Annotated in this window: 25 protein-coding genes and 1 pseudogene; 11 read left to right on the forward strand and 15 right to left on the reverse strand. The window is 61.5% G+C overall.

Annotated elements, in window-relative coordinates; all coding sequences use genetic code 11:
* Window positions 1–89 precede the first annotated feature (89 nt).
* Window positions 90–1,139, reverse strand: a complete 1,050-nt coding sequence (locus RWK44_RS24000) for a GGDEF domain-containing protein (RefSeq protein ID WP_221999564.1) — start codon at window positions 1,137–1,139, stop codon at window positions 90–92.
* A gap of 141 nt (window positions 1,140–1,280) precedes the next feature.
* Window positions 1,281–1,790, reverse strand: a complete 510-nt coding sequence (locus RWK44_RS24005; protein WP_131664303.1) for a DinB family protein — start codon at window positions 1,788–1,790, stop codon at window positions 1,281–1,283.
* 139 nt (window positions 1,791–1,929) lie between these two features.
* Between RWK44_RS24005 and RWK44_RS24010 the strand changes: the two genes are divergently transcribed.
* A complete protein-coding gene (locus RWK44_RS24010; protein ID WP_131640392.1) occupies window positions 1,930–2,619 on the forward strand; it encodes a glutathione S-transferase family protein in 690 nt (229 codons plus the stop codon).
* 81 nt (window positions 2,620–2,700) lie between these two features.
* Window positions 2,701–3,123, forward strand: coding sequence for a nucleoside-diphosphate kinase (gene ndk, locus RWK44_RS24015; protein ID WP_131640391.1), 423 nt, complete (start codon window positions 2,701–2,703; stop codon window positions 3,121–3,123).
* Window positions 3,124–3,207: 84 nt separating this feature from the next.
* Here ndk and RWK44_RS24020 read toward each other — a convergent pair whose 3' ends face one another.
* Together RWK44_RS24020 and RWK44_RS24025 are read right to left on the reverse strand one after the other, a co-directional pair.
* The gene (locus tag RWK44_RS24020) at window positions 3,208–3,708 is read right to left on the reverse strand and encodes a hypothetical protein (protein ID WP_316029489.1); all 501 of its coding nucleotides are present in this window, start codon (window positions 3,706–3,708) and stop codon (window positions 3,208–3,210) included.
* Window positions 3,705–4,250 (reverse strand): CGNR zinc finger domain-containing protein, encoded by a 546-nt coding sequence (locus RWK44_RS24025; RefSeq protein ID WP_131640389.1) that lies wholly within the window; start codon window positions 4,248–4,250, stop codon window positions 3,705–3,707. The genes RWK44_RS24020 and RWK44_RS24025 overlap by 4 nt, the downstream gene beginning before the upstream one ends.
* A 64-nt stretch (window positions 4,251–4,314) precedes the next feature.
* Here RWK44_RS24025 and RWK44_RS24030 point away from each other — a divergent pair, with 64 nt between their 5' ends.
* Window positions 4,315–5,211 carry a branched-chain amino acid ABC transporter permease gene (locus tag RWK44_RS24030; RefSeq protein WP_131664301.1) on the forward strand — a complete coding sequence of 299 codons (897 nt, stop codon included), beginning with the start codon at window positions 4,315–4,317 and terminating at the stop codon, window positions 5,209–5,211.
* A 1-nt stretch (window position 5,212) separates the two neighbouring features.
* On the opposite strand, the gene RWK44_RS24035 is transcribed toward RWK44_RS24030, so the two are convergent.
* The 5 genes from RWK44_RS24035 to RWK44_RS24055 form a co-directional block, all read right to left on the reverse strand.
* Entirely contained in the window at window positions 5,213–5,674 is a 462-nt protein-coding gene (locus RWK44_RS24035) for a molybdenum cofactor biosynthesis protein MoaE (protein WP_025393988.1), read from the reverse strand.
* 261 nt (window positions 5,675–5,935) lie between these two features.
* Window positions 5,936–6,190, reverse strand: a complete 255-nt coding sequence (moaD, locus tag RWK44_RS24040; protein ID WP_017959832.1) for a molybdopterin converting factor subunit 1 — start codon at window positions 6,188–6,190, stop codon at window positions 5,936–5,938.
* A complete protein-coding gene (gene pgsA, locus RWK44_RS24045) occupies window positions 6,187–6,777 on the reverse strand; it encodes a CDP-diacylglycerol--glycerol-3-phosphate 3-phosphatidyltransferase (protein WP_003547103.1) in 591 nt (196 codons plus the stop codon). Before pgsA ends, moaD begins: the two co-directional genes overlap by 4 nt.
* Window positions 6,778–6,969: 192 nt before the next feature.
* On the reverse strand, window positions 6,970–9,012 hold the full coding sequence (uvrC, locus tag RWK44_RS24050; RefSeq protein WP_131664299.1) for an excinuclease ABC subunit UvrC: 2,043 nt from the start codon (window positions 9,010–9,012) through the stop codon (window positions 6,970–6,972).
* On the reverse strand, window positions 9,009–9,776 hold the full coding sequence (locus RWK44_RS24055; RefSeq protein WP_131664298.1) for an SDR family oxidoreductase: 768 nt from the start codon (window positions 9,774–9,776) through the stop codon (window positions 9,009–9,011). Before RWK44_RS24055 ends, uvrC begins: the two co-directional genes overlap by 4 nt.
* Window positions 9,777–10,141: 365 nt before the next feature.
* Here RWK44_RS24055 and RWK44_RS24060 point away from each other — a divergent pair, with 365 nt between their 5' ends.
* The gene (locus tag RWK44_RS24060; RefSeq protein WP_020049381.1) at window positions 10,142–10,777 is read left to right on the forward strand and encodes an outer membrane protein; all 636 of its coding nucleotides are present in this window, start codon (window positions 10,142–10,144) and stop codon (window positions 10,775–10,777) included.
* A gap of 85 nt (window positions 10,778–10,862) precedes the next feature.
* On the opposite strand, the gene RWK44_RS24065 is transcribed toward RWK44_RS24060, so the two are convergent.
* Both RWK44_RS24065 and RWK44_RS24070 read right to left on the reverse strand, forming a co-directional pair.
* Complete coding sequence (locus RWK44_RS24065; RefSeq protein ID WP_168282745.1) at window positions 10,863–11,459, reverse strand: glutathione S-transferase; 597 nt, start codon at window positions 11,457–11,459, stop codon at window positions 10,863–10,865.
* 62 nt (window positions 11,460–11,521) lie between these two features.
* Window positions 11,522–12,391 (reverse strand): 23S rRNA (adenine(2030)-N(6))-methyltransferase RlmJ, encoded by an 870-nt coding sequence (locus RWK44_RS24070; RefSeq protein WP_131664296.1) that lies wholly within the window; start codon window positions 12,389–12,391, stop codon window positions 11,522–11,524.
* A 16-nt stretch (window positions 12,392–12,407) separates the two neighbouring features.
* Here RWK44_RS24070 and RWK44_RS24075 point away from each other — a divergent pair, with 16 nt between their 5' ends.
* Complete coding sequence (locus RWK44_RS24075) at window positions 12,408–14,612, forward strand: molybdopterin oxidoreductase family protein (RefSeq protein ID WP_221999569.1); 2,205 nt, start codon at window positions 12,408–12,410, stop codon at window positions 14,610–14,612.
* Window positions 14,609–15,199 (forward strand): NUDIX domain-containing protein, encoded by a 591-nt coding sequence (locus tag RWK44_RS24080; protein WP_131664294.1) that lies wholly within the window; start codon window positions 14,609–14,611, stop codon window positions 15,197–15,199. The genes RWK44_RS24075 and RWK44_RS24080 overlap by 4 nt, the downstream gene beginning before the upstream one ends.
* A gap of 267 nt (window positions 15,200–15,466) precedes the next feature.
* On the opposite strand, the gene RWK44_RS24085 is transcribed toward RWK44_RS24080, so the two are convergent.
* Window positions 15,467–15,871 (reverse strand): type II toxin-antitoxin system VapC family toxin, encoded by a 405-nt coding sequence (locus tag RWK44_RS24085; protein WP_131664293.1) that lies wholly within the window; start codon window positions 15,869–15,871, stop codon window positions 15,467–15,469.
* Window positions 15,871–16,110 carry a type II toxin-antitoxin system Phd/YefM family antitoxin gene (locus tag RWK44_RS24090; RefSeq protein WP_017959842.1) on the reverse strand — a complete coding sequence of 80 codons (240 nt, stop codon included), beginning with the start codon at window positions 16,108–16,110 and terminating at the stop codon, window positions 15,871–15,873. Before RWK44_RS24090 ends, RWK44_RS24085 begins: the two co-directional genes overlap by 1 nt.
* Before the next feature lie 180 nt (window positions 16,111–16,290).
* Here RWK44_RS24090 and RWK44_RS24095 point away from each other — a divergent pair, with 180 nt between their 5' ends.
* Window positions 16,291–17,460: an alpha-D-ribose 1-methylphosphonate 5-triphosphate diphosphatase gene (locus RWK44_RS24095; RefSeq protein ID WP_316029490.1), complete on the forward strand. Its 1,170-nt coding sequence runs from the start codon at window positions 16,291–16,293 to the stop codon at window positions 17,458–17,460.
* Window positions 17,461–17,728: 268 nt separating this feature from the next.
* On the opposite strand, the gene purN is transcribed toward RWK44_RS24095, so the two are convergent.
* Both purN and purM read right to left on the reverse strand, forming a co-directional pair.
* On the reverse strand, window positions 17,729–18,400 hold the full coding sequence (gene purN, locus RWK44_RS24100) for a phosphoribosylglycinamide formyltransferase (RefSeq protein ID WP_131664291.1): 672 nt from the start codon (window positions 18,398–18,400) through the stop codon (window positions 17,729–17,731).
* The gene (gene purM / locus RWK44_RS24105; protein ID WP_168282734.1) at window positions 18,397–19,470 is read right to left on the reverse strand and encodes a phosphoribosylformylglycinamidine cyclo-ligase; all 1,074 of its coding nucleotides are present in this window, start codon (window positions 19,468–19,470) and stop codon (window positions 18,397–18,399) included. The genes purN and purM overlap by 4 nt, the downstream gene beginning before the upstream one ends.
* A gap of 245 nt (window positions 19,471–19,715) precedes the next feature.
* Between purM and RWK44_RS24110 the strand changes: the two genes are divergently transcribed.
* The 4 genes and pseudogenes from RWK44_RS24110 to ppx all read left to right on the forward strand — a co-directional run bounded on the left by RWK44_RS24110 (window position 19,716) and on the right by ppx (window position 25,347).
* The gene (locus RWK44_RS24110; protein ID WP_017959846.1) at window positions 19,716–20,840 is read left to right on the forward strand and encodes an AI-2E family transporter; all 1,125 of its coding nucleotides are present in this window, start codon (window positions 19,716–19,718) and stop codon (window positions 20,838–20,840) included.
* On the forward strand, window positions 20,833–21,546 hold the full coding sequence (hdaA, locus tag RWK44_RS24115; protein WP_131664289.1) for a DnaA regulatory inactivator HdaA: 714 nt from the start codon (window positions 20,833–20,835) through the stop codon (window positions 21,544–21,546). Before RWK44_RS24110 ends, hdaA begins: the two co-directional genes overlap by 8 nt.
* Window positions 21,547–21,612: 66 nt before the next feature.
* Window positions 21,613–23,775 (forward strand): annotated as a pseudogene (locus RWK44_RS24120) (RNA degradosome polyphosphate kinase); the annotation flags it as partial.
* A gap of 54 nt (window positions 23,776–23,829) precedes the next feature.
* Window positions 23,830–25,347 (forward strand): exopolyphosphatase, encoded by a 1,518-nt coding sequence (gene ppx, locus RWK44_RS24125; RefSeq protein ID WP_020049393.1) that lies wholly within the window; start codon window positions 23,830–23,832, stop codon window positions 25,345–25,347.
* Window positions 25,348–25,377 lie beyond the last annotated feature (30 nt).

Below are 25,377 nucleotides of genomic sequence, written 5' to 3' on the forward strand. Positions count from 1 at the left end.
GCCAAGGCAAGAGTACTTCTCCCCGCGGCAAGCTTGCTTGTCCGCCGCAAGCTTGCTTATCCCCCGGACAAGCTTGCTTGTCCGTCGCCTCAGCGGCCGAAAGCCTGCACCGGCAGTCGGGGGTTCGACTGCGCGGCGAGAAGTGCTACGCGGGCATTGGCCTGCAATTGTCCCGGCGTTGCCGCGTCGGTGCTGAGCGCCACCCCGATCGAGATGGTGAGTCTGCCGGGATCGGCCTTGTCGGATGTAGCGAAGACGAGGTTGTCCTCGACAGAGGCGCGCAGGCGTTCGGCAATCGTCATCGCATCCTGCATGCCGACATTGGAAAACAACAGGGCGAATTCGTCAGCCTCTGTGCGGGCGACGAAATCGTTTTTCTTGACCGACTTGCTGAACAGGCCGGCGAGCTTCTTCAGGAGCTTATTGCCGGCGTGGGTGCCGTATTTATCGTTAAGATCGGTAAAGTTGTCGATATCGACCATGATCAGCGCGCTGCCGGCGGCACCTTCCTCGCGCTTGTAGAGATCGGCGATCGTCCGGTTCAGCGCGATGCGGTTCGGAAGTCCGGTGATCCTGTCGGCGATCGCGGCCGATTGCATCGCCGAAATGCCGCGCTCCAGCGTTTCCAGCGTCTTGATATCGTCCTGCAGCTTCGCGCCGATTTCCATCTCCGCTGCAAGAACGGTCGAAAGCGACGCAGTTAGGTAGTCGATCTCGCTGAGAAAGGCGGCAAGGCTCTGGTCGTCCTGTCCGGAGACGGATTTCAGGATCGTGCCGCAGGCGCGCGCAAAGGCATTCTTGTGCTTTAGCCCTTCGGCAAGCCTTTCCGCCACGTCGCGCAGCATCCGGCTCGCCTCGTTTCGTGATGTCTCGCCTGCCAGCCCGCAATGGCCGACGAGGCGGTATTTCAGGCCGAGTTCGTCGAGCATCGGCTGCTGCGGCTGCGATCCGAGCGCTGCGATATCCTGCGCAAGGCCGGCATTGAGCCCGACGATCGCCTCGTGAAAGAGTTCGTAATTGCGCGGTAGGGCCGCGACGTTCAGACGCGCCATGTGCTGGGCGATCTTCTGAATATCCGCCATCGGCGCCGGGCGCGCAGCCTCGCGCGGCACCAATGCGTTTGCGCTTGCATTCTGCATGACGATCCCTCGCGGCAGCCTCTTTTCCTGTGTTCCGCTATGCCCGCAAGCTTTTAAGAGAGGCTGAACTTTCAATCGGAAGCCCTGGATTCGCGGGCGGAACCCGTAAAGGCGGTTAACGCGGCCTTGATGGCGAAGACCTCACATCCATTCGCGGCCCTCGACCCGCAGGAAGTAGATGAGGTCCAGCACGAGGCTCGGCTTGCCGAGCGCCGTCAGCGTCATGTGGCACTGGCCGCGATGATGGGTCTGGTGGTTGAAGAAATGCGCGAGCGCCGACGACAGAGGCTGGGTGATCTCGACCGGCTGTACCACTGTTACATAGGTGAAGTTGGCGGCAAGCGCCGCCTCGTCCAGCATGCCCGTCCAGGCAATGATACGCTCGTCCTCTGCTTTGCGTGCGCCGGCAAGCGCATCCAGATCTTCGAAGAGCACGGCATCGAGTGTCGCCGGCGCTTCGCCGGTGCCGGTGAAGCGCTTCATCCATATCCGGTCGGCGACGATCAGATGATTGAGCGTGCGATGCAGTGAGCCGAAGAAGGCGCCGCGGCCGCTGCGGAATTCTGCATCGCTGAGTTCGGCGGCAGCCGCATAGACTTGCGTGTTGGCCCAGCGATTATAGGCGGCGAACATCCTGTAATGTCTGAGCATTCCGTCCCTCCCGGATTGGTCGCGGCAGTTTAGCCCCTTTTCCCGGAAATCGCAGTGATGCGCCCATGAAATTTCCTGATTTGATCGCAGGCACTTTCTGTCGTCGAATGCATTAAGCTGCGATCTCGAAAGGACTGTCATGACCAGAGCCCTCTATTCCCTCTGCGGCGCCGACGAACGGCGCTTCTTTTCGCCCCATTGCTGGAAGGCGGTGATGGCGCTGGCGCATAAGGGGCTCGATTTCGAGGAAATTCCGACGACTTATGCCCGCATCCGCGCGATTGGCGGCGGCGTCTCGTCGATCGTGCCCGTTCTCGACGATAATGGCCGACTGATTCCAGACAGCTTCGACATCGCCCTTTATCTGGAGGGGGCTTATCCCGAGCGGCCGTCGCTGTTCAACGGCGAGGGCGGCAAGGCGCTGTCGCGCATGGTGGAAGGCTATTCGCAGATGATCATCCATCCGGCTATCATGCGCATTGCCCTTCTCGACATCCATGCGAACCTCGATGAGGCAGACAAGGCCTATTTCCGCGAAAGCCGGGAGGCTCGGCTCGGCAAACCGCTGGAGGTGGTTGCCGCCGACAGCGAGGCGGAGAAGGCTACCTTCGGCGCCAAACTGGAGCCGCTCCGGCACATGCTGAAGTTCCAGCCCTTCATCGGCGGGCAGACACCGCTCTTTGCCGACTATATCGTCTTCGGCGCGCTGCAATGGCTGCGTGTGTCCGCCGGTCTCGCCATGCTAGCTGCCGACGATCCCGTCATGGCCTGGTTCGAACGCTGCCTCGATCTTCACCAAAGCCGCGGCAGGACTGTGACAGCGGCGTGAAATTGCCGCCTACCTCTTGTTTTCGGGCGTTGGGGCGGGTAAAGACCGCCCACTTTTCCCGAGAAAACAGAGGATTTGACTATGGCGATTGAACGCACCTTCTCGATGATCAAGCCGGACGCGACCAAGCGCAACCTGACGGGCGCCATCACCAAGATGCTCGAAGATGCCGGCCTGCGTGTCGTCGCTTCCAAGCGCGTCTGGATGAGCCGTCGCGAAGCCGAAGGCTTCTACGCCGTTCACAAGGACCGTCCCTTCTTCGGCGAACTGGTCGAAGGCATGATCTCCGGCCCGACCGTCGTCCAGGTGCTGGAAGGCGAAGGCGCGATCCTCAAGAACCGCGAGATCATGGGCGCGACCAACCCGGCTAACGCTGACGAAGGCACGATCCGCAAGGTTCACGCTCTGTCGATCGGCGAAAATTCCGTTCACGGCTCGGACGCTCCTGAAACGGCTGCCCAGGAAATCAAGTACTGGTTCTCCGATACCGAAATCGTCGGCTGAGGCCTCGCTTCGGCATTCGCCGGCAATGCCTTGAACTGACTCTCGAAAGCCGGGGCCACGCTCCGGCTTTTTCTATGCATTTCTCTATGCCGGGCATTTGTCCGTATTCGAGAAATCGACGCTGCCGTCAGGCTTGAAGACCTCCGGGTTCTTGTCATAAAACGCGCCGACGACGAGTGGCTTGCTCGGTAGGACGGTCTGGTCGAGGTCGGACCGGAACTGCGTCTTCAATTCCTGCAGCACCTTGCCGTCCTTGTCGACCAGCCGGACACTGACGGAATAGGGACGGTCCTTGCGCACGCAATGCAGGTTTTCGCTCTGCAGCGCGATCTTGTCGTCGATCGGATAGATCTTCTGGTTCAGCACCAGCGGATCGCCTCCTTGCGGATTTTCGAATTCAGCGATGATGACCGAACCGTCGGGGATAGGCCCCGTCTTTTTCAGCGTCAGCAGGTAGGTGGCGCTCGCCACCCGATAGTTGAAGACGAAGAGATGGCCGGTGACCTCGACCAGGTTTTCAGCCTGGCGCTGGCAGGCTGACAGTATCAGCCCGACGGCGGCCATCATGATCCAATGCTTTCTCATGGTGTCTCCTCCTTCTTGCGGCGATAGTGACGGTTCGCCTTGGCGCGGTTGCCGCAGACCGCCATGTCGCACCAGGCCCGGCTCCTGTTCTTGCTGCGGTCGATGAACAGCCAGCCGCAATTGCCGCAGATCTTCATGCGCCGGGGATCCGGCATGGCGATCAGCCGCAGTGCCGAATGGGCAGTCGCCGCGGCCACGCTGCCGGGGCTTGTTTCGCGCAATGCCTTCGCCAGCGCTTCCAGCAGCATGGCCAGCAATTGGTCGTCGCCGCCATTCAGTATACGCTCGCGGAAATAGAGATCGATTGTTTCCCGCAGCGCGATGAAATCCGCTTCGTTTTCCGCCGCGACCGGCGCGATGTCGCCGAAGAGGGCGCGCTCGGCGCAGAATTCGGCGGCAGCGCGCGGAAAGCTCCGCATCTGGTCCCTGACCGCGAAGCGGTCGATACGCCGCGTGGTATCGTGGCGCAGAACGACGCTGTTGACGACATCGAGCGCCAGTGCGCCGCCGGCAAAGCGGTGAGGGGTCCAGGAAAAGCTCATGATAAATTATAACTGACGAAATGGGTTTTACCAGTTATAATTTTGGTGACGCGGAGTGTCTGGAATGGCTTATCTTCTGCAGCAGCTGGCGAATTCGGTTCCGCTGGCCGCCCTCTATGCCGCGCTTGCCTTCGGTTACGCCGTCGCCTTCGGCGTGACGAAGCGGGCCGACATCACCTATGGGGCGATCTTTGCCTTTGCGGGCCAGATCCTGCTGCTCTTCACCGACCTCGCCTTCAACCGCTTCTGGCTGGTGCTGCCGGCCGCCCTTGCCGTCGGCGCCGGCGCTTCGATCGTCTATTCGCTGGCGGCGGGCCTATGGATCGGTCGCTCGATCATGCTGCCGCTGGTCAGCAAATCGCCGAATACGGTCATCGTCGCTGCCCTCGGCATCATGATCGTCCTCATGGAGACCGCCCGGCTTGCCGCCAATACCCGCGCCATCTGGCTGCCGCCGTTCCTGAACGACACGGTCGTCTTCTGGAGCGACGGCCCGTTCAAGGTGACGCTCACCCATATCCAGTTGATCGACACCGCGCTGATGTGCGCCATCGTCGCCGTGGGTACGCTGATCCTCAGGCGCACGGCCTGGGGCCGCGTCTGGCGCGCCGTCACCGATGATCCGCTGGCCGCCGAACTCTGCGGCACCAGCGCCAACCGCGTCTTTCTTGTCGCCTATGGGGCAGCAGCCCTCGTCGCCACCATCTGCGGCATCCTCGCGACTTTCTACTACGGCTCGATGGATTTCGGCGCCGGCCTTATGTTCGGGTTGAAGGTGCTGCTGATCGCAGCCGTCGGCGGCCATTCCGATCCGCTGCGCTCGGCAGGCGGCGCTGCCGGGCTTGCCGTTGTCGAAACCATGTGGGGCGCATACGGCCCCTTCGTCTGGCGGGATCTGGTCGTTTTCTCGCTGCTCGTCCTGCTCCTGGTGATGAGCCGCAGGGAGCGCGTGGTTCTCTAATTTACTTCCACTTGTCACGCGCCGCGTCGTCGGCGTCTTTCGCCGAGACCCAGTCGCCGGTGGTGCCATCTCCAGCGTGCTCCTTCTTCCAGAAGGGGGCTGCAGTCTTCAGGAAATCCATGACGAAATTGGCGCCGTCGAACGCCGCCTGCCGGTGCGGCGCGGCTGCGACGACGAGCACGATATTCTCGCCGGCAGCGATCTTCCCGTAGCGGTGGATGGCGGTCAGCCCGAGCAACCCGAAACGCCCGATGGCAAGATCGCCGATGCGCCGCATCTCCGCCTCCGCCATGCCGGGATAATGCTCGAGTTCGAGGGCGGCCAGTGTCCCGCCTTCATCACGGCAGAGGCCGGAAAAAGTGACGACGGCGCCGATGCCGGCTTTGCCCTTGGAGAGGCGATCGACCTCGGCTTGCAGGTCGAAGTCCTCATGCTGGACGCGGATGGTGGGGGTGATGGTCATGATAACATCCCCAACTGCTTTGATGTCGTAGCGGAGGCTATGGAGAGGGCGTGCCGTGCCAACCCCCCTCTGCCCTGCCGGGCATCTCCCCCACAAGGAGGGAGATTACGCGTGGCTTGACCATCGTGCCCATCTACAGTTTTGCCAAGCTGAATCGCCGATTGTTTGGGGAGGCCGGTGCGCCCAGCCAATCTCCCTCCTTGTGGGGGAGATGCCCGGCAGGGCAGAGGGGGGTAGCGACACGGCATCATGGTCACCGCCCTATCCACCCGTCATCGGCGGAAATATCCCGATTTCACGTGCGCCTGATATCGGTTCGTCATGCTCGACATGCTCCATGTCGAGCGCCACGCGGATCACGTCGGGATATTGAAGTGCGGTCTCATATTCTTCGCCCAGCGTCTTCAAATGATTCAAGAGATCGGCGACGGTGACGACGGAGGAGGGGAGGTCGATCTCCTCCTCGCCCTTGCCGATGCGCTCGCGCACCCAGGCGAAATAGACAAGTCGCGTCATTCTTCATCATCCACGATATGTTTCACCCCGGCGCGGAAATAGTCGTAGCCGGTATAGATCGTCAGCAGCGCCGCGATCCACAGCAGCGCGATGCCGGTCTGCGTCGTATAGGGGAAAATCTCGTCGCCGGCAGGGCCGGCGAGCAGGAAGGCGATGGCGACAAGCTGCAGCGTCGTCTTCCACTTTGCGATCCGCGTCACCGGCACGCTGACCTTCAGCGCCGCCAGATATTCGCGTAGGCCCGACACCAGGATCTCGCGGCAGAGAATGGTGATCGCCGCCCAGATCGACCAGCCGGCGATCGTCTGGTCGGCCGCGACCAGGAGGAGGATCGAGGCGACCAGCAGCTTGTCGGCGATCGGGTCGAGCATGCGGCCGATATTCGACGTCTGGTTCCAGATGCGCGCGAGATAACCGTCGAGGAAATCGGTGAGCGAAGCGATGACGAAGATCCACAGCGCCACCCAACGCGCCGTATTGCTGATCGACAGCCTGCCCTCGATGAAGAAGCAGAGAACGATCAGCGGTACGGCGAGGATACGGCCGTAGGTCAGGAGATTGGGAATGCTGTACGCACGCGATGCCATGGGATCGTTTCTCTGAATTGATGCACCGCTACAGCGCCGCGCGCCTTTTCAGACGAGCCAAGGACGCTGTAACACTTTAGAACCTCCGCATCATGCTCGGGCCGATGCGGTAGATGACGGCTTTGGCCGCGGACCGTCAACATTCTTTCTGTCTTTTCACCGCCTTTGCGTGGAATTTGCGACGGACGCCGGTTATTTCGCGGCGTCGTCGTGGAAATGGTTATAGACCTGCCTGGCGACGGCTTCCGATATGCCTTCCACCGCCATCAGGTCGGACAGGGCTGCGCGCGAAACCGCCTTTGCCGTGCCGAAATGCTGGAGCAGCGCGCGTTTGCGCGACGGCCCGATGCCGCCGATCTCGTCGAGCGGGTTCTTGATCATTTCCTTCTTGCGCCGCGCCCGGTGTGAGCCGATCGCGAAACGGTGCGCTTCGTCGCGCATGCGCTGGATAAAGTAGAGCACCGGATCGCGCGGCGGCAGCGTGAAGCTCTCGCGTCCGGCCGGGAAGAAGCGTTCGCGCCCGGCATCGCGGTCGACGCCCTTGGCGATGCCGATCGCCGTCACGCTGTCGGTGATGCCGAGTTCGGCAAGGATGGCGCGCACCGCCGTCATCTGCCCCTGGCCGCCATCGATGAGGATCACATCGGGCCAGGTCGGAAAGGGCATGTCGGCTGCATCGGGCGTGGCCACCTGCGCCGTCCGGTCAGGAATGCCTTCCTCCTTGATCAGCCGCGAGAACCGCCGCGTCATCACCTCCTTCATCATGCCGAAGTCGTCGCCGGGCGTGATGTCGGTCGATTTGATGTTGAACTTGCGGTACTGGTTCTTGACGAAACCTTCCGGCCCCGCGACCACCATGCCGCCGACGGCATTGGTGCCCATGATATGTGAGTTGTCGTAGATCTCGATGCGCTGCGGTGCATAGGCAAGCCCGAACGTTTCCTTGAAACCTTCGAGCAGCCGCGACTGCGACGCCGTCTCGGCAAGCTTTCGCCCATGCGCCTCGCGTGCATTGCCGACGACATGGTCGACCAGATCGCGCTTCTCGCCGCGTTGCGGCACCAGAATGGAAACCTTGTGGCCGGCTTTTTCGCTGAGTGCGGCGGCAAGCAGCTCCAGCTCCTCCACCGTCTGCGACAGCATGATCTGCTTCGGCACCGGCTTGTCGTCGTAGAACTGCGCGAGGAACGAGTTCAGCACTTCGGCGCTCGAAAGCTGCGGATCGGCCTTCGGGAAATAGGCGCGGTTGCCCCAGTTCTGGCCGGTGCGGAAGAAGAACACCTGGATGCAGGAGATGCCGCCTTCATGGTGGATGGCGAAGACGTCAGCCTCCTCGACGCCGGCCGGATTGATGCCCTGGTGGCTCTGCACATGCGACAATGCCGCCAGGCGATCGCGATAGATTGCCGCCCGCTCGAAGTCGAGATCCTCGGCCGCCTGGTTCATCGCCTCGGCCATATGCGACTTCACCTTCTGGCTCTTGCCGGACAGGAAGTCCTTCGCCTCCTGCACCAGTTCGCCGTAACCCTGATCGCTGATCTCGTGGGTGCACGGCCCGGAACAGCGCTTGATCTGGTAGAGCAGGCAGGGTCGCGTGCGCGTTTCGAAGACGCTGTCGGTGCAGGTGCGGATCAGGAAGGCGCGCTGCAGCGAGTTGATCGTCCGTCCGACCGCGCCGGCCGAAGCAAAAGGTCCGAAATAGTCGCCCTTTCGCGCTCTCGCACCACGATGTTTGAAGATTGCTGGCGCCCGGTGGTCGCCGGTGATGAGGATATAGGGAAAGGACTTGTCGTCGCGCAAAAGCACATTAAAGCGCGGCCGCAAGCGCTTGATCAGATTCGCTTCCAAGAGCAGCGCTTCGGTTTCCGTGCGCGTCGTCACGAATTCCATGTTCGCCGTCTGGCGCACCATCTGGGCGATGCGGTTGGAATGCACGCGGCCGACCGCGTAATTGTTGACCCGCTTCTTCAGGCTGCGCGCCTTGCCGACATAGAGCACGTCGCCCTCGGCATTGAACATGCGGTAGACGCCGGGGCTGTTCGGCAGCCGCTTGACGAATTCGCCGATCAGGTCCGCGCCGAGGAGTCCGGTTTCATTGAGGCTGCCCGCATTCCAATCGACCGTCGCCGCAAGCGGCGCGGCGACGGAAGCGTCGCCTTCCACCTCGATATCGTCTTCGCTCTCGTCCGTGTCGTCGTAGAGAACGCCGCCATCCGGCAGCTTTCGTCCGTTCATTCCGTAATCTCCGCCACATCGGGCGTCTGCCACGCAAGGTGCTGGCCGCCGTCGAGGGCAATCATCTGGCCGGTGATCGAGGGCGTGTCGTAAAGGAAGCGAATCGTTTGTCCGAATTCTTCCAGCGCCGGCCCTCGCTGCAAGATAAGGGCTGAGACCTGCGCTTGGAAGTCCTCCATCTTCTGTCGTTCGCTCGGCATCGAGGGGCCGGGGCCGATGGCATTGACGCGGATGCGTGGCGCCAATGCCTGTGCAAGCGTCTGCGTCGCCGTCCACAGCGCGGATTTGGAGAGGGTATAGGAATAGAAGCTGGGCCTCAGCGCCCAAACCCGCTGGTCGATGATATTGACGATCAGCCCCGCTGCCTCAGCGGGCACCTGCTGCGCGAAGGCCGCCGCAAGGATAGAGGGCGCACGGACATGCAGGTCGAAGTGCAATGCCCATGTGGCGGCATTGAAACTACGCGCTGAATCATACTGGAAGACCGACGCATTATTGACGAGCAGATCGAGCGGCCCGAGCGCTTCCGACGCCTTCGCGACCAACGCGCCCGTTTCGCCGAGATCGCTAAGATCGGCCTGCAGCGCGACCGCCCTTTGTCCCTTTCGCCGCAATTCCGCCACCAGCTCTTCGGCCTCACCGATGGAGCCGTTCGCGTGGATCGCAACGGAAAAGCCATTTGCAGCAAGGTCTTCGGCGATTGCCCGGCCTATTCTTTTGGCGGCCCCTGTTATAAGGGCCGAGCGAAGTCTTTTGTGGTTCAAAATCTTGCCTTCTGATCCCGCGAGTCTGTCCGCAGACTATATAGGGGCCGACGGAGATTATATAAATAGGCCGTTGCGGTTGCGTCCGGGAGCCGGATATTCTATGTATTATTTAAGAATGCGATTTCCTAAAATAAGTATTTTAAGTTTAACTATTCAGTAGGGTTAACAAAGTGTATGTTGCGCCAAAGCAACATCGAATTTCAGCCATGGCGTAGCCACAATGATATCACAATTTGGCTCTTTCAAATCCGCATTTCAGTTCCAATTTCAATCTCGATCCGGAAGGGACATCTGGCAATATCCCGCCAATGCTTCACTGATAGACAGTTGACAAGCGGCGCGGGACTGAAAGGAGACTAAGTATGCGTGTACTCATTGCTGGCCTCATGGCCTCCGTTTTTGCAATTGCGGGCGTCTCGGCAGCTCAGGCGGCCGATGCCGTCGACCAGGTTCCGGAAGCACCGGTCGCCCAGGAAGCTCCAGTCAAGCCGGCCGGCAGCTGGGAAGGTTTCTACCTCGGCGGCGCCGGCACCTATAACATGGGTGACTTCGGTTCCGATCGCCACACCTACGGTTTCGGCGGCCAGGTCTTTACCGGCTACAACTGGCAGCAGGGCCAGATCGTTTACGGCGTTGAATCCGATCTCGGCTACAGCGGCGACGACGTCTCCTCGGGCGGCGTCGAGAACAAGTATGGCTGGAACGGCTCCGTCCGTGGCCGCGTCGGCTACGACATGAACCCCTTCCTGCTCTACGGCACGGCCGGTCTCGCCATCGGCGACGTCAAGGTTTCCGACGACACTTCGGACGAAAGCAAGACGAACTTCGGCTATACGGTCGGCGCCGGCGTCGAAGCCTTCGTGACCAACAACATCACGACGCGCTTGGAATATCGCTACACCGACTACCAGAGCAAGGACTACGACCTCGACTCCGGCAGCTTCTCGCGCGGTTACGACGAGAACAGCGTCAAGCTCGGTATCGGCGTCAAGTTCTAAGCTGGTCGAATATCCGAACATGGAAAAGCCGGGCACGTCGCCCGGCTTTTTGCTGTCCGCCTGTCTCTCCAGACGTTGAGCCCGCTCAGCCCTCAGACTTGAGCTCGCGGTGGGCAGGGAATTTTTTCTCGAACTGGGCAAGCCAGTCGATCAGCGGCGCATGATCGGCTTCCCACTGGTCCTTGAAGCGCAGCTCGAGATAGTCGAGCGTCGCGGCCAGCGCGAAATGTCCGCCATTGAGGTTCTTGCCTGTTTTCGGCGGGTTGGCGCTGAGATGAGCGAGCCCGCTCGTCGCCTTCTTCCACTGCCGGTCGATCCATGGCTGATGAATTTTTTCCTCGTCGCGGAAGCGCCGCTCGTAGACGATCGCCAGCAGGCAGTCGCAGATGCCGTCGCAGAGCGCTTCGAGGATTTCCGCATCCGTGCGCTTGCCCTTCTTGGAAGGGTAGAGCCCGCCCTTCGTCAGCCGGTCGAAATAATGCATGATCGCCACGCTGTCGTATATCGAGACCCCGTCATCGGTCAGCAGCGTCGGGATCTTGCCGAGCGGATTGTTGTCCACCAGGATCGCCGGTGCGGTATTGGTATCGACCCGGATGGCGTTCAGCTCCAGCCCCAGAAAATGCGCGGCCATCCGCACCTTGTTGGAATAGGGCGAGGCGGGCGAACAAAGGAGCTTCATGGGACACCTGATAAGGTTGTGGACTGCGGCGGCGCGGACTATTCCTGAAGGCGATTGGCTGGTCAATCGTCCTTGACCGCCTTGTTCTCGCCGCGCAGCCAGAAGGCGCGGTGCGAGGCGAAGCGGTCTTGCGCCAGATGGTCCTTCAATGCCGGCAGCAACTGGTGCAACTCGTCCTTCAGAGTGAAGGGTGGGTTGACGATAACGAGGCCTGAGCCCGTCAGTCCCGTGATGCCGCGATCGCTGCGAACGGCGAGTTCGGCGCAGAGCATTTTCGGGATGTCGAGCGCCTGCAGGGTCTCGTGGAATTCCTTGATCGGCGCGCCCTTCTTCATCGGATACCACAGGCAATAGGTGCCGCCGGGGAAGCGCCGATAGGCCTTTTCCAGCCCCTCGGCCAGCCGCTGATATTCGTCCTCTTCCTCGAAGGGCGGATCGACGAGCACGATGCCGCGCTTCTCCTTCGGTGGCAGATGCGCGCCGAGCGCCAGCCAGCCGTCGAGCTCGGTAATGCGGGCGTGGTGATCGCCCTCAAACAGCCGGTGCAGCCGGGCGAAGTCCTCGGGATGCAGTTCCATCGCCGACAGCCGGTCCTGCGGCCGGAACAGCATGCGCGCAAGTTTCGGCGAACCGGGATAGAAACGGATGCCGCCCTCAGGATTGAGTTCGCGGATCGCCGAGAGGTAGGGCTCCAGCAGTTCAGAGACCTGAGGGCCGAGTTCTGCCTCCATCAGCTTGCCGATGCCATCGAGCCATTCGCCGGTTTTCTGCGCTTCTTCGGAGGAGAGGTCGTAGAGCCCGATGCCGGCATGCGTATCGAGCACGCGGAACCCGCCATCCTTCTTCTGCATGTAGCGGATCAGCCGCGTCAGCACGACATGTTTCAGCACATCGGCAAAGTTGCCCGCGTGATAAATGTGGCGGTAGTTCATTTTCGCTGATGTCCGTATGAATTCGCGTCATGAGGAATTTTTGTGGCTTTTGGCCGTGCAAGCCTTGGAATATACAAATGCCATGAACATTGCGACCCCCATCCACGCCAAATCCCCGAAGTCGGACAACAGGGTAGGGCACACGGCCTGTCCGCATGACTGTCCCTCCACATGCGCGCTGGAGGTCGAGATATCGGAGGATGGCCGCATCGGCCGTGTGCGCGGCGCGCGCGATCATTCCTACACCTCGGGCGTGATCTGCGCCAAGGTCGCCCGTTATGCCGAGCGGCTCTACCATCCCGACCGCCTGATGCATCCGTTGCGTCGCACCGGCGCCAAGGGGGCAGGGCAGTGGCAGCAGATTTCCTGGGACGATGCGCTGGATGAGATCGCCGAAGCCTTTGTGAAGTCCGAGGCAAGGGACGGCAGCGAAGCGATCTGGCCCTATTTTTACGCCGGCACCATGGGCTGGGTGCAGCGCGATTCCATCGATCGCCTGCGTCATGCCAAGCGTTACTCCGGCTTCTTCTCCTCGATCTGCACCAACCCCGCCTGGACCGGCTTCACCATGGCGACCGGCACGCTGCGCGGTCCCGATCCGCGCGAGATGGGCCGCACCGATTGCGTCGTCATCTGGGGCACCAACGCGGTGTCGACCCAGGTCAATGTGATGACCCACGCCATCAAGTCGCGCAAGGAGCGCGGCGCGAAGATCGTCGTCATCGACATTTACGACAATCCGACGATGAAGCAGGCCGACATGGCGCTTGTCGTCAGGCCAGGCACCGACGCCGCGCTCGCCTGCGCCGTCATGCACATCGCCTTCCGCGACGGTTACGCCGACCGCGAATACATGGCGAGATATGCCGATGATCCCGAGGGTCTCGAAGCGCATCTGAAAACCAAGACGCCGCAATGGGCCGCTGCCGTCACCGGCCTTTCGGTCGAGGAGATCGAAGCCTTCGCCAGCCTCGTCGGCACGACGAAGAAGACCTTCTTCCGCCTGGGTTATGGCTTCACCCGCCAGCGCAACGGCGCGGTCGCCATGCATGCGGCGGCCTCGATTGCCACCGTCCTCGGCTCCTGGCAATATGAAGGCGGCGGCGCCTTCCATTCGAACAGCGACATCTTCCGCTTGAACAATGCGGAACTGATCGGCCGGTCGATGAAGGATGCGGATATCCGCATGCTCGATCAATCCCAGATCGGCCGAGTGCTGACCGGTGACGCTGTCGCGCTGCGCCATCGCGGCCCGGTGACATCGATGCTGATCCAGAACACCAATCCCGCCAACATCGCCCCCGAGCAGCGCCTCGTCAGGCGCGGCTTTGCCCGCAACGATCTTTTCGTTGCCGTGCACGAGCAGTTCATGACCGAAACGGCCGAGATCGCCGATATCGTCATTCCCGCGACGATGTTCGTCGAGCACGACGACATCTACCGCGCCGGCGGCCAGAACCATATCCTGCTGGGGCCGAAACTGGTCGAGCCGCCGCCAACCGTGCGCACCAATCTCTTCGTCATCGAGGAACTGGCAAAACGCCTCGGCGTCGCCGATCGCCCCGGCTTCGGCTTCACTGCCCGGGAGATGGTCGACCGCATTCTGGAATCGAGCGGCCTGCCGGATTACGACCATTTCCTCGAACACAAATGGTTCGATCGTCAACCCGCTTTCGAGGAGGCGCATTATCTGAACGGTTTTGCCCATCCGGATGGCAAGTTCCATTTCCGCCCGGACTGGATCGATCAGCCGGCGCCGAACAAACCCCCGGCTTCTATCGGCGTGCTCGGGCCGCATGCCGCGCTTCCGGCTTTCCCTGATCAGGTCGATGTCATTGAAGTCGCCGATTCCGAACATCCCTTCCGGCTCGCCACCTCGCCGGCGCGCAACTTCCTGAATTCGAGCTTTTCCGAGACCAAGACCTCCCGCCAGAAGGAAGGCCGCCCTGAAGTGATGATCAATCCGGCCGATGCCGAAGCCAATGGCATCGCGCATGGCGATCTTGTGCGCATCGGCAACAGCCGCGGCGATCTGCGCATCCACGCCCGCATCACCACCGAAGTCAAATCCGGCGTGCTGATCGCCGAGGGGCTTTGGCCGAACAAGGCGCATGTCGACGGCGAGGGCATCAACGTCTTGACCGGCGCCGACCCCGTCGCGCCTTATGGCGGGGCGGCCGTGCACGACAACAAGGTCTGGCTTCGCAGGGACGCAGCATGATGCAGCCGAAATCACGCGTGAAGATCGCCGGCGAGGAAACCCTGTCGAATGGGTGGACGCGGCTGAGCAGCTACCTCCTCGACTATATCGATCGCAAGGGCGCAACCCAGCGGTTGAAGCGGGAAGTCTATCACCGCACGCCGGCCGCCTGCATCCTTCTTTATGATCCGAAGCGCGACCTCGTCGTTCTCGTCCGCCAATTCCGCCTCGCCGTTCATCTCAACGGCGATCCGGCCTGGATGATCGAGGTGCCGGCCGGCCTTCTCGACGACGACCACCCCGAAGCGGCAATCCGTCGCGAGGCGATGGAGGAGACCGGCTATCGCCTGCGCGATGCGCGCTTCCTGTTCAAATCCTATACGTCGCCGGGTGCTGTCACCGAAGTCGTGCATTTCTTCGCAGCCCTCGTCGATACCGCCGACCGCGTGGCCGAAGGCGGTGGCCTGGACGAGGAACATGAGGACATCGAAGTCCTCGAGATCCCGCTCGACGAGGCGGCAGCGATGATCGAAACCGGCGAGATCTTCGACGTCAAGACGATCGTGCTTCTGCAATGGGCGCTGTTGAACAGGGGAACGCTTTCTTAGAGCCTTTCCTGGTCAGATTGTAGCATTCTGCCGGAGCAGGTTTTCGTCAGGGCAGAGGCGATTGGCGAAGGGCATACCTCTTGGTACGTCCGAGCCGATCGCCTTTGATCCTGGTGGAAAGATGCCCGGCCCTTCGGGTTGGCTGAAACGGGCCGGCTGATCGACCGGCCGGCTTGGCCGTAGAGCTTGGCTACGACGCGCGCCGGCCGGTCGACCATCCGACTCCGTTTGAGCCAACAGAATGCTGCAATCTGACCAGGAAAGGCTCTAACCCCGCCCGAAGGTGAGACTTTCCGCTGACGCGGCACGCTCCAATCTGGCGTCCAGCGTCGCAAGCGATACGTTCTCTGCGACCGCAAGCGCCAGATAAGCGGCGTCAGAGGCCGATAGTTGATATTTTCCGGCAAGTCGTAAGATCGGAAGATGGTCTTCGCTTGAGACAGTGCGCAGCGGCAGGCTGGTGAGCCGCATGAGACAAGCGAGCACATCCTCGTTGGAGATGCGTTTCCGCCGTTCCGCGGTCAACAGGATGTTGCGTATCTCATGCCAGAAGAGATCGGGCACCAAGGCATCTTCCGTTTCGAGAAACGACAAGGCTTCTTCGGCAGTCCGGCTTTCCTCATCGGCAAGCAACCAAGCCGCCGCAACAGAAGCATCAACCACGAACGGCATCAGCGCTGGCCTTCGCGCCGCCAGGCTTGAATTTCAGCCGCGGTTGCTCCGGCGCGTTCTGCCCGTTCGCTGCGGAGTGCACGGATGGCGTCGAGCCTCTGGCGACGGTCATCGATCTTGATCATGCGGGCGACCGCGTTGTTGCCGCGTGATATCACCACATCTTCGCCTGCTTCCACCTTTGTCAGAAGCTCCGAAAGATGCGTTTTTGCCTCTGCCACTTTCACTTTGATCGTCATGGCCACCGTCCACTTTGTCTCTAATATAATGTTATGTCAAAACTTGGTCAACTGATTGGTCAAGTATGGCGAAGCAAGAACGGAAAGGGTAAGAAGTTTGGAAGTTCTTCATGCAGTTGTCACGAAGCGGTTCTATGCGCTGCGGTTTGTCAATCATCGGATGCGGTCAGGAGAAAGCCCATGTGGCTCGGCAATTTCACCCTCGTTCTCCCAGACGAGGTGGTGAGTGAAGGTTCCGTGCGTGTTGAGGATGGGGTCATCGCCGAGATCAGGGCGGAGCCGGTCGCAGGTGCTGTGATCGATGGCGGCGGGCGGCTGCTGATGCCGGGCTTCGTCGATCTCCACGGGAATATGATCGAGCGCGAGATTGCCCCGCGGCCGAACGCGACGATGCCGATCGATTTCGGCATCCACGAACTCGACAAGAAGCTTGCCGCTGCCGGTGTCACGACGGCGTTTGCCGCCGTCTCCTTCGCGACCGAAAGCGTCTACGGCCACGTCCGCTCGCTGGAGACGACATCGGCGGTGATCGAAGGCATCAACCGCCTGCGTGACGACCTGCTGATCGACCACCGCGTCCACGCCCGCTACGAAATCACCAATGTCGGTGCAGCCGCAGCACTCGAGCGCCTGCTGAGTGCCGATCAGATCGCCATGGTTTCGCTGACCGACCACACGCCGGGCCAGGGCCAGTACAACAACCTGCAGAGCTACATCCTCAGCATTTCCGAGCGCCGCGCCATCTCCGAGGAAATGGCGGCAGAGATCGTTGCCAAGCGCATCGCCATGCGCAGCAATCGTGACATCGAGGCCAAGCTGAAGGAGATCGTCGCGCTGTCGCTGAAGCACAAGCTGTCGCTTGCCTCGCATGACGATGACAGCGTCGAAAAAGTCGCCGAGATGCATGATCTCGGCGTCACCATCAGCGAGTTTCCGGTCACCGCACCTGCAGCGGAGGAAGCGCGCCGCCGCGGTCTCTGGACGCTGATGGGCGCGCCGAACGCGCTGCGCGGCCAGTCGATGTCGGGTAATCTCAGCGCGCTCGATGCCGCAAGCGCCGGCCTGCTGAGCATCATCGCCGCCGATTATCATCCGGCCGCCTTCGTGCCCGGCATCTTCAAGCTTGCCGATATGGTGGAAGGTGGCTTGCCGGCAGCCGTTGCCATGGCGACCAGCAATGCGGCCCGCTCGGCCGGATTGTTGGATCGTGGCGCGATCGCCATCGGCCAGCGCGCCGATCTGGTCGTGGTCGAGCCGGGCGATATCAACCGCATCCGCGCCACCTTCCGCGCCGGCCGCTTCGTCTACAGCGACGGCACGTTGCATCCGTTGCGGGCCCTGGCGGCTTAATGCATGTCGCCCAAAAGTGCGATTTTGGAACGACGACATGGATAAACAATGAGAGATGGCTGCCCCTCACTCTAACCCTCTCCCCGTAAACGGGGCGAGGGGACGTGCCATACGAAAGGTTGCTGGAATCGGAGAGGTTGCGGCATGGTCCCTTCGCCCCGTTTACGGGGAGAAGGTGGCGGCAGCCGGATGAGGGGCGGCCATTCGAACCAGGCGGCAAGCTGGCCGATTTTGTCACCAGTCTGAAGCGCGTCACGTGGCGATGCGCTTAAGCGTGATCGCCGATCAGTGAAATCAGCTGAGCCTTGGGCACAGCGGTCGAGGCCTCAGCGCCGACGGCCCTGCCGCCTTCCATCATCACACGGCCTTCGGCAAAGAGCCGCAGCGCTTGCGGGTAGATCTGGTGTTCGACGGTGAGCACACGTGCAGCAAGGCTTTCGGCCGTGTCGCCGGAAAGAACCGGTACGGCCGCCTGGCCGATCACCGGCCCCTCATCCATGCCTTCGGTGACGAAATGCACCGTGCAGCCGGCGATCCGCATGCCGGCGTCGATCGCACGCTGATGTGTATGCAGGCCGGGAAACAGCGGCAGCAGGGAAGGGTGGATATTGAGCATCCGGCCTTCGTAACGCTGGATGAAGGTCGCCGTCAGCAGCCGCATATAGCCTGCCAGGCAGAGAATGTCGGGTTTAAGCTCGTCGAGCGCCGAAAAGATCGCCGCTTCGTGCGCGTCCTTGCTGGCATAGTCCTTGCGGGGAAAGGCGAAGGTGGCGATGCCTTCGGCAGCCGCCTTGGCAAGCCCGCCGGCATCCGTCTTGTCGGAGATCACCCCGACGATCTCGGCCGGATAGTCGGCTGCCTTTGCCGCCGCAACCAGCGCCATCATGTTGGAGCCGCTGCCTGATATGAAGACGACGGCGCGTTTGCGCGGCGAGCTCATATGGCAAGCGTGCCCTTGTAGACCGTGCCGGCAGCGCCCTCGTCGCGAGCGATCATGCGGCCGAGCGTGACAACCGTCTCGCCTTCGGCTTCGAGTGCGGCGGAAACTGCCGCGACATTCTCGCCGGCAACGACGGCGATCATGCCGACGCCGCAGTTGAAGGTGCGCAGCATTTCCTTGGATTCGACGCCGCCCGTCTTGGCGAGCCATGAAAACACCGGCGGCACCTTGACGGCGGCAAGATCGATCTCGGCCGCCAGATGCTTCGGCAGCACGCGCGGAATATTTTCCGGGAAGCCGCCGCCGGTAATGTGCGCCAGCGCCTTGATGGCGCCGGTCTCGCGGATCGCCTTCAGGAGCGGCTTCACATAGATACGGGTCGGCTCGAGCAGGGCTTCGCCGAGCTTCTTGTCTGCTGTGAACGGCGCCGGCGCATCCCAATCGAGGCCGGACAGTTCGACGATCTTGCGCACCAGCGAGAAACCGTTGGAATGGACGCCGGAGGAGGCGAGGCCGAGGATCACGTCACCCTCGGCAATATCGCCTGATGGCAGGAGCTTGCCGCGTTCGGCAGCACCGACGGCAAAGCCCGCGAGATCGTAATCGCCGGAGGAATACATGCCGGGCATTTCGGCGGTCTCGCCGCCGATCAGCGCGCAGCCGGCCTCGCGGCAGCCGGCGGCAATGCCGCCGACGATGGCCGCACCCTGGTCGGGGTCGAGCTTGCCGGTCGCGAAATAATCGAGGAAGAACAGCGGCTCGGCGCCCTGTACCACGAGATCGTTGACGCACATGGCGACGAGGTCGATGCCGACGGTGTCGTGATAGTCGGCGTCGATCGCAATCTTCAGCTTGGTGCCGACGCCGTCATTGGCGGCGACGAGAACCGGATCGGTAAAGCCTGCCGCCTTGAGATCGAAAAGCCCGCCGAAGCCGCCGATCTCGCCGTCGGCGCCGGGACGGCGGGTCGAGCGCACCGCCGGCTTGATCTTCTCGACGAGGAGGTTGCCGGCATCGATGTCGACGCCCGCATCGCTATATGTCAGGCCGTTTTTCCCAGACTGGCTCATGCTGGTCTCCGATGGCTATTTCAGGCGGCAAACGTGCCGCGTCATCTGCCGGTCGCAATTGCATGACAGGGGCTTTTATGCAAGCGCTGCATGGCGAAAGCCCCCAATTTCCCGCGTCTTCTTCCGGCCTTTCCGGGATTTGGCGCGACAGGGTTGACCATCTTTGCGCCTGCATCCTATGTGCTCAATGGCCGCTTCGGATCGGATGCGGCGTCAGACGGCGGCGAGCGATCAGCGGGGAAGCAATGCCACAGCAAGTCAGCGGCAACAGTCTCAAGCGTCAGATTTTCTTCTGGCTGGTGGTGCTCGTCTTCTTCATCGTCTTTCTCTATGTCTTCAGCTCGATCCTGCTGCCCTTCGTCGCCGGCATGGCGATCGCCTATTTCCTCGATCCGGTGGCAGATAGGTTGCAGCGGCTGGGACTGAGCCGCATGATGGCGACCATCGGCATTCTCGTCGCTTTCGTGATCGTCTTCGCGCTGGCGCTGATGATCCTCATTCCGGTGCTGATCAGCCAGTTTAACGATTTCGCTCAACGTCTGCCGGGTTATATCAGCCAATTACAGCAGTTCATCGCGCAGGCGCAGAATTCGCTGCTGCCGGACTGGGTTGAGAACCAAGTGGGCACGATCAAGGACAATCTCTCGGGCATCCTGTCGGAAGGCATGGGCTTCCTCACCGGGCTCTTTGCGCAGATCTGGAATTCAGGCAAGGCGATCGTCGACGTCATATCGCTGCTCGTCGTCACCCCCGTCGTTGCCTTTTACATCCTGCTTGATTGGGACCGCATGGTTGCCAAGGTCGATCAGTGGATCCCGCGCGATTATGTCAGCGATGTCCGCCAGATCGCCAAGGAGATCGACCAGGCAATCGCCGGTTTCATCCGCGGCCAGGGCTCGCTCTGCCTCATACTCGGCATTTATTATGCCGTCGGCCTCTCTCTCGTGGGGCTGAATTTCGGGCTGCTGATCGGCCTCTTCGCCGGCATGATCAGCTTCATTCCCTATGTCGGCTCGATGGTTGGTCTCGTGCTGGCGGTCGGCGTCGCGCTTGTGCAGTTCTGGCCGGATTATCCGTGGATCGGCCTGGTGCTCGTCGTCTTCTTCAGCGGTCAGTTCCTCGAAGGCAACATTCTGCAGCCGAAGCTCGTCGGCTCCAGCGTTGGCCTGCATCCGGTCTGGCTGATGTTTGCGCTCTTTGCCTTCGGCGCGCTCTTCGGTTTCGTCGGGCTTCTGGTCGCCGTGCCGGCGGCGGCGGCCGTCGGCGTCCTTGTTCGTTTCGCACTTTCACGCTACCTTCAGAGCGATCTTTATTTTGGCGGGTCGCCGAGTGGCAGTGCCCGGAAGACGAAATCAGTTCCCAATGAATGACGTGAAAAATGCTGATCCGAAGCGCAAGGCCGGAGAGCAGCTGCCGCTGGTCTTTTCGCACGATGCCGCAAGCGGGCGCGACGACCTCCTGATCTCGGAGCGGCTCGCCGCCGCAGTTTCGATCGTCGATGCCTGGCCGGCATGGCCATCGCCGGTGGTCGTGCTCGCCGGCCCCGTCGGCTCGGGAAAATCGCATCTCGCCCGCATCTGGCGGGAATTGAGCGGCGCCGTCGACATCCACCCCGAGCCTGGCTCGGACGCGGCGGTTGTCGCTGCCGCCGGCCCGGTGCTGTTCGAGGACGCCGACCGCCTTGGCTTCGACGACAATGCGCTCTTTCACGTCATCAACAGCGTCCGCGAAAACGGTACCAGCCTGTTGATCACCAGCCGTCTCTGGCCGATGTCGTGGCCGGTTTCGCTGCCCGATCTGCGCTCGCGCCTGAAAGCGGCAACCGTCGTCGAGATCGGCGAACCCGATGAGGCGCTGTTGTCGCAGGTGATCGTCAAGCTCTTCGCCGACCGGCAGCTTTATATTGATGACAAACTCGTGCTTTATATCGTGAACCGGATGGAGCGGTCGCTGAACGCGGCCCAGACAATCGTCGAAAGGCTTGACCGGCTGGCCCTGTCGCGGGGCACGAAAATTACCCGGTCTCTTGCTGCCGAAGTATTGAATGAATTGGGAAATTCGGAACCGGCCGATTGACTGTCACAGTTCCGTCGTCAAACTGATATAATTGCCTTTGGCGATTGAAAACGGGGTAAGCGGACCATGGATAGTGCAGTCGCAGAACATCAGGAACTCACTCCGGAAATCAACGACAACACCCCCGCGCTTGAAGAGCTGCTCAAGAGCCCCGAGCGCTTCATCAACCGAGAATTCTCCTGGCTGCAGTTCAATCGCCGTGTCCTGGAAGAAACGCTGAATACCGAGCATCCGTTGCTCGAGCGTGTCCGCTTCCTGTCGATCTCGGCCGCCAACCTCGACGAGTTCTTCATGGTGCGTGTCGCCGGCCTCGAAGGCCAGATACGCCAGAATATTGCCATCCGCAGCCCGGACGGCAAGACGCCGGCCGAGCAGCTCGATTCCATCCTGCAGGAGATCGACCATCTGCAGATGGAGCAGCAGGCCTCGCTCGCCGTGCTGCAACAATATCTCGCCAAGGAAGACATCCTGATCGTGCGCCCCGGCGCCCTGAGCGAGGGCGACCGCCAGTGGCTGGCCGCCGAATTCGAACAGGCGATCTTCCCGGTGCTGACGCCGCTGTCGATCGATCCCGCCCATCCGTTCCCCTTCATTCCGAATCTCGGCTTTTCGATCGGTCTGCAGCTCGTCAGCAAGAACGGCCGCGAGCCGATGACGGCGCTGCTGCGCCTGCCGGTGGCGCTCGACCGCTTTGTCCGCCTGCCGGATGATGGAAACACAATCCGCTACATCACGCTGGAAGATGTCGCCAACATCTTCATCCATCGGCTCTACCCGGGTTACGAGGTGCAGGGCTCCGGTACGTTCCGCGTCATCCGTGACAGCGATATCGAAGTCGAGGAAGAGGCCGAGGATCTCGTCCGCTTCTTCGAAACGGCGCTGAAACGCCGCCGCCGCGGCAAGGTCATCCGCATCGAGACCGATTCGGAAATGCCGGCGTCGCTACGCCAGTTCGTTGTCCAGGCGCTGAGCATCCCAGACAACCGCGTCGCCGTTCTGCCGGGTCTTCTGGCGCTGAACACGCTGTCGGAGATCACCAAGGCGCCGCGCGACGATCTGCGCTTTGCCCCCTACAATGCGCGATTTCCCGAGCGCGTCCGCGAGCACGCCGGCGATTGCTTCGCCGCCATCCGCGAAAAGGACATGGTCGTCCATCATCCCTACGAATCCTTCGACGTCGTGGTCCAGTTTCTTCTCCAGGCTGCGCGCGATCCTGACGTCCTGGCGATAAAGCAGACGCTTTATCGCACCTCCAACGACAGCCCGATCGTTCGCGCGCTGATCGATGCCGCCGAAGCCGGCAAGTCGGTGACGGCGCTGGTCGAGCTCAAGGCCCGCTTCGACGAAGAGGCAAACATCCGTTGGGCGCGCGACCTCGAGCGCGCCGGCGTCCAGGTCGTCTTCGGCTTCATCGAGCTCAAGACCCACGCCAAGATGTCGCTGGTCGTCCGTCGCGAGGATGGCAAACTGCGCACCTATTGCCATCTCGGAACCGGCAACTATCACCCGATCACCGCGAAGATCTATACCGATCTCTCCTACTTCACCTGCAATCCCGTCATCGCCCACGACATGGCGAACATCTTCAACTTCATCACCGGCTACGGCGAGCCGGAACCGGGTATGAAGCTCGCGATCTCGCCCTATACGATGCGCTCGCGCATCCTGCGTCACATCGAGGAAGAGGTCCAGCACGCCAGGAACGGTGCGCCGGCGGCGATCTGGATGAAGATGAATTCGCTTGTCGATCCCGACATCATCGACGCACTCTATCGCGCCAGCCATGCCGGCGTCGAGATCGATCTCGTCGTGCGCGGCATCTGCTGCCTGCGTCCGCAGGTGCCCGGCCTTTCGGAAAAGATCCGCGTCAAGTCGATCGTCGGCCGCTTCCTGGAACACAGCCGCATCTTCTGCTTCGGCAACGGCCACGGTCTGCCGTCCGACAAGGCGTTGGTCTATATTGGCTCGGCCGACATGATGCCAAGAAACCTCGATCGCCGTGTCGAAACCATGGTTCCGCTGACGAATCCCACCGTTCACGAGCAGGTCTTGTCACAGATTATGCTCGGCAACGTGATTGACAATCAACAAAGCTACGAGATATTGCCCGACGGTACGTCGCGTCGCATGGAAGTGCGCAGGGGCGAAGAACCGTTCAATGCGCAGCAGTATTTCATGACCAATCCGAGCCTGTCGGGCCGTGGTGAAGCTCTGAAGTCCAGTGCGCCGAAGCTGATCGCCGGTCTGCTCGAAGGCCGCAACAACAAGTAATACTGGACCTAAATGGTTGAATCTGAAGCCCAGGGGCGCCTTCCGGGGATCGCCCCGGTCTCCGTCGTCGATATTGGATCGAATTCGATTCGTCTTGTCGTCTACGAAGGCATGTCCCGTTCGCCGACCGTCCTCTTCAATGAAAAGGTCCTCTGTGGCCTCGGCAAGGGCGTAGCCCTTACCGGCAAGATGGATGAAGACAGCGTCAGCCGGGCTCTGGCGGCGCTACACCGTTTCAAGGCTCTGTCCGACCAGGCGCGCGCCGCCACCATGTATGTGCTGGCGACGGCGGCCGCGCGCGAGGCGAGCAACGGTCCCGATTTCATCCATCAGGCAGAAACCATCCTTAACCGAAAGGTCCGCGTGCTCTCCGGCGAGGAGGAGGCGAAATTCGCCTCGCTCGGTATCATCAGCGGTTTCTATAATCCTGACGGCATTGCCGGCGATCTCGGCGGCGGCTCGCTGGAGTTGATCGATATCAAGGGCAAGGAGGTCGGCAAGGGCATCACGCTGCCGCTCGGCGGCCTGCGCCTGTCGGAATATGCCGGCGGCTCGCTTTCCAAGGCTCAAACCTTTGCCCGCAAGCAGCTGAAGACGGCAAAGCTGTTGTCGAAAGGCGAGGGGCGCACCTTCTACGCCGTCGGCGGTACCTGGCGAAACATTGCCAAGCTGCACATGGAAATCACCCATTATCCGCTGCATATGATGCAGGGCTATGAGGTGTCTTTCGAAGCGATGATGCTGTTCCTCGAACAGGTGACCGCGCGCGATTCCAGGGAACCGGCGCTGCAGGCCGTTTCCAAGCACCGCCGTTCGCTGCTGCCCTTCGGCGCTATCGCCATGAAGGAAGTGCTGAGCGCGATGAAGCCGTCGGTGATTTCCTTCTCGGCGCAGGGTGTGCGCGAGGGATATCTTTATTCGCTGTTGTCGGAGTCCGAACGCCGCCTGGACCCGCTGCTTGCCGCCGCCGGCGAACTGGCGATCCTGCGTGCCCGTTCGCCGGAGCATGCCCGCGAGCTGGCGGAATGGACCGGCCGCATGATGCCCCTTTTCGGCATCCAGGAAACCGACGAGGAAAGCCGCTACCGTCAGGCCGCCTGTCTGCTGGCCGATATCAGCTGGCGCGCCCATCCTGACTATCGCGGCCTGCAGGCGCTGAACGTCATCGCCCACTCTTCTTTCGTCGGCATCAGCCATCCCGGCCGCGCTTTCATCGCGCTTTCCAACTATTACCGTTTCGAAGGCCTGCATGACGATGGCGCCACCGGCCCGCTGGCGCAGATTGCCACGCCACAGCTCATCGAGCGCGCCAAGCTGCTCGGCGGCATGCTGCGCGTCGTCTACCTCTTCTCGGCCTCGATGCCCGGCATCGTCAAGAACCTGATCTTCCGCAAATCATCGAGCCCGGACCTCGACCTCGAATTCGTCGTGCCTCCCGAGTATCGCGACTTCGCCGGCGAACGCCTGGACGGCCGCCTGCAGCAGCTGTCGAAGCTGACGAACAAGCGGTTGGCATTTCGGTTCGAATAGGTCTGATTTGCGGCCGTTGTGCCGTATCAG

This window comes from Rhizobium sp. 25PS6 (assembly GCF_032464655.1).
In the GTDB taxonomy this organism is placed as follows: domain Bacteria; phylum Pseudomonadota; class Alphaproteobacteria; order Rhizobiales; family Rhizobiaceae; genus Rhizobium; species Rhizobium laguerreae.

Coding starts and splice junctions, on each gene's coding strand:
- RWK44_RS24065 (WP_168282745.1), bottom strand. CDS start 11,459: ATGAAGCTCCTTTGTTCGCCCGCCTCGCCCTATTCCAACAAGGTGCGG.
- RWK44_RS24060 (WP_020049381.1), top strand. CDS start 10,142: ATGCGTGTACTCATTGCTGGCCTCATGGCCTCCGTTTTTGCAATTGCG.
- RWK44_RS24095 (WP_316029490.1), top strand. CDS start 16,291: ATGTGGCTCGGCAATTTCACCCTCGTTCTCCCAGACGAGGTGGTGAGT.
- RWK44_RS24005 (WP_131664303.1), bottom strand. CDS start 1,790: ATGCTCAGACATTACAGGATGTTCGCCGCCTATAATCGCTGGGCCAAC.
- RWK44_RS24070 (WP_131664296.1), bottom strand. CDS start 12,391: ATGAACTACCGCCACATTTATCACGCGGGCAACTTTGCCGATGTGCTG.
- RWK44_RS24035 (WP_025393988.1), bottom strand. CDS start 5,674: ATGACCATCACCCCCACCATCCGCGTCCAGCATGAGGACTTCGACCTG.
- RWK44_RS24085 (WP_131664293.1), bottom strand. CDS start 15,871: ATGCCGTTCGTGGTTGATGCTTCTGTTGCGGCGGCTTGGTTGCTTGCC.
- uvrC (WP_131664299.1), bottom strand. CDS start 9,012: ATGAACGGACGAAAGCTGCCGGATGGCGGCGTTCTCTACGACGACACG.
- RWK44_RS24090 (WP_017959842.1), bottom strand. CDS start 16,110: ATGACGATCAAAGTGAAAGTGGCAGAGGCAAAAACGCATCTTTCGGAG.
- purM (WP_168282734.1), bottom strand. CDS start 19,470: ATGAGCCAGTCTGGGAAAAACGGCCTGACATATAGCGATGCGGGCGTC.
- ppx (WP_020049393.1), top strand. CDS start 23,830: ATGGTTGAATCTGAAGCCCAGGGGCGCCTTCCGGGGATCGCCCCGGTC.
- RWK44_RS24020 (WP_316029489.1), bottom strand. CDS start 3,708: ATGAGAAAGCATTGGATCATGATGGCCGCCGTCGGGCTGATACTGTCA.
- moaD (WP_017959832.1), bottom strand. CDS start 6,190: ATGACGCGACTTGTCTATTTCGCCTGGGTGCGCGAGCGCATCGGCAAG.
- RWK44_RS24080 (WP_131664294.1), top strand. CDS start 14,609: ATGATGCAGCCGAAATCACGCGTGAAGATCGCCGGCGAGGAAACCCTG.
- ndk (WP_131640391.1), top strand. CDS start 2,701: ATGGCGATTGAACGCACCTTCTCGATGATCAAGCCGGACGCGACCAAG.
- RWK44_RS24110 (WP_017959846.1), top strand. CDS start 19,716: ATGCCACAGCAAGTCAGCGGCAACAGTCTCAAGCGTCAGATTTTCTTC.
- pgsA (WP_003547103.1), bottom strand. CDS start 6,777: ATGGCATCGCGTGCGTACAGCATTCCCAATCTCCTGACCTACGGCCGT.
- RWK44_RS24075 (WP_221999569.1), top strand. CDS start 12,408: ATGAATTCGCGTCATGAGGAATTTTTGTGGCTTTTGGCCGTGCAAGCC.
- RWK44_RS24000 (WP_221999564.1), bottom strand. CDS start 1,139: ATGCAGAATGCAAGCGCAAACGCATTGGTGCCGCGCGAGGCTGCGCGC.
- RWK44_RS24025 (WP_131640389.1), bottom strand. CDS start 4,250: ATGAGCTTTTCCTGGACCCCTCACCGCTTTGCCGGCGGCGCACTGGCG.
- RWK44_RS24010 (WP_131640392.1), top strand. CDS start 1,930: ATGACCAGAGCCCTCTATTCCCTCTGCGGCGCCGACGAACGGCGCTTC.
- hdaA (WP_131664289.1), top strand. CDS start 20,833: ATGAATGACGTGAAAAATGCTGATCCGAAGCGCAAGGCCGGAGAGCAG.
- purN (WP_131664291.1), bottom strand. CDS start 18,400: ATGAGCTCGCCGCGCAAACGCGCCGTCGTCTTCATATCAGGCAGCGGC.
- RWK44_RS24030 (WP_131664301.1), top strand. CDS start 4,315: ATGGCTTATCTTCTGCAGCAGCTGGCGAATTCGGTTCCGCTGGCCGCC.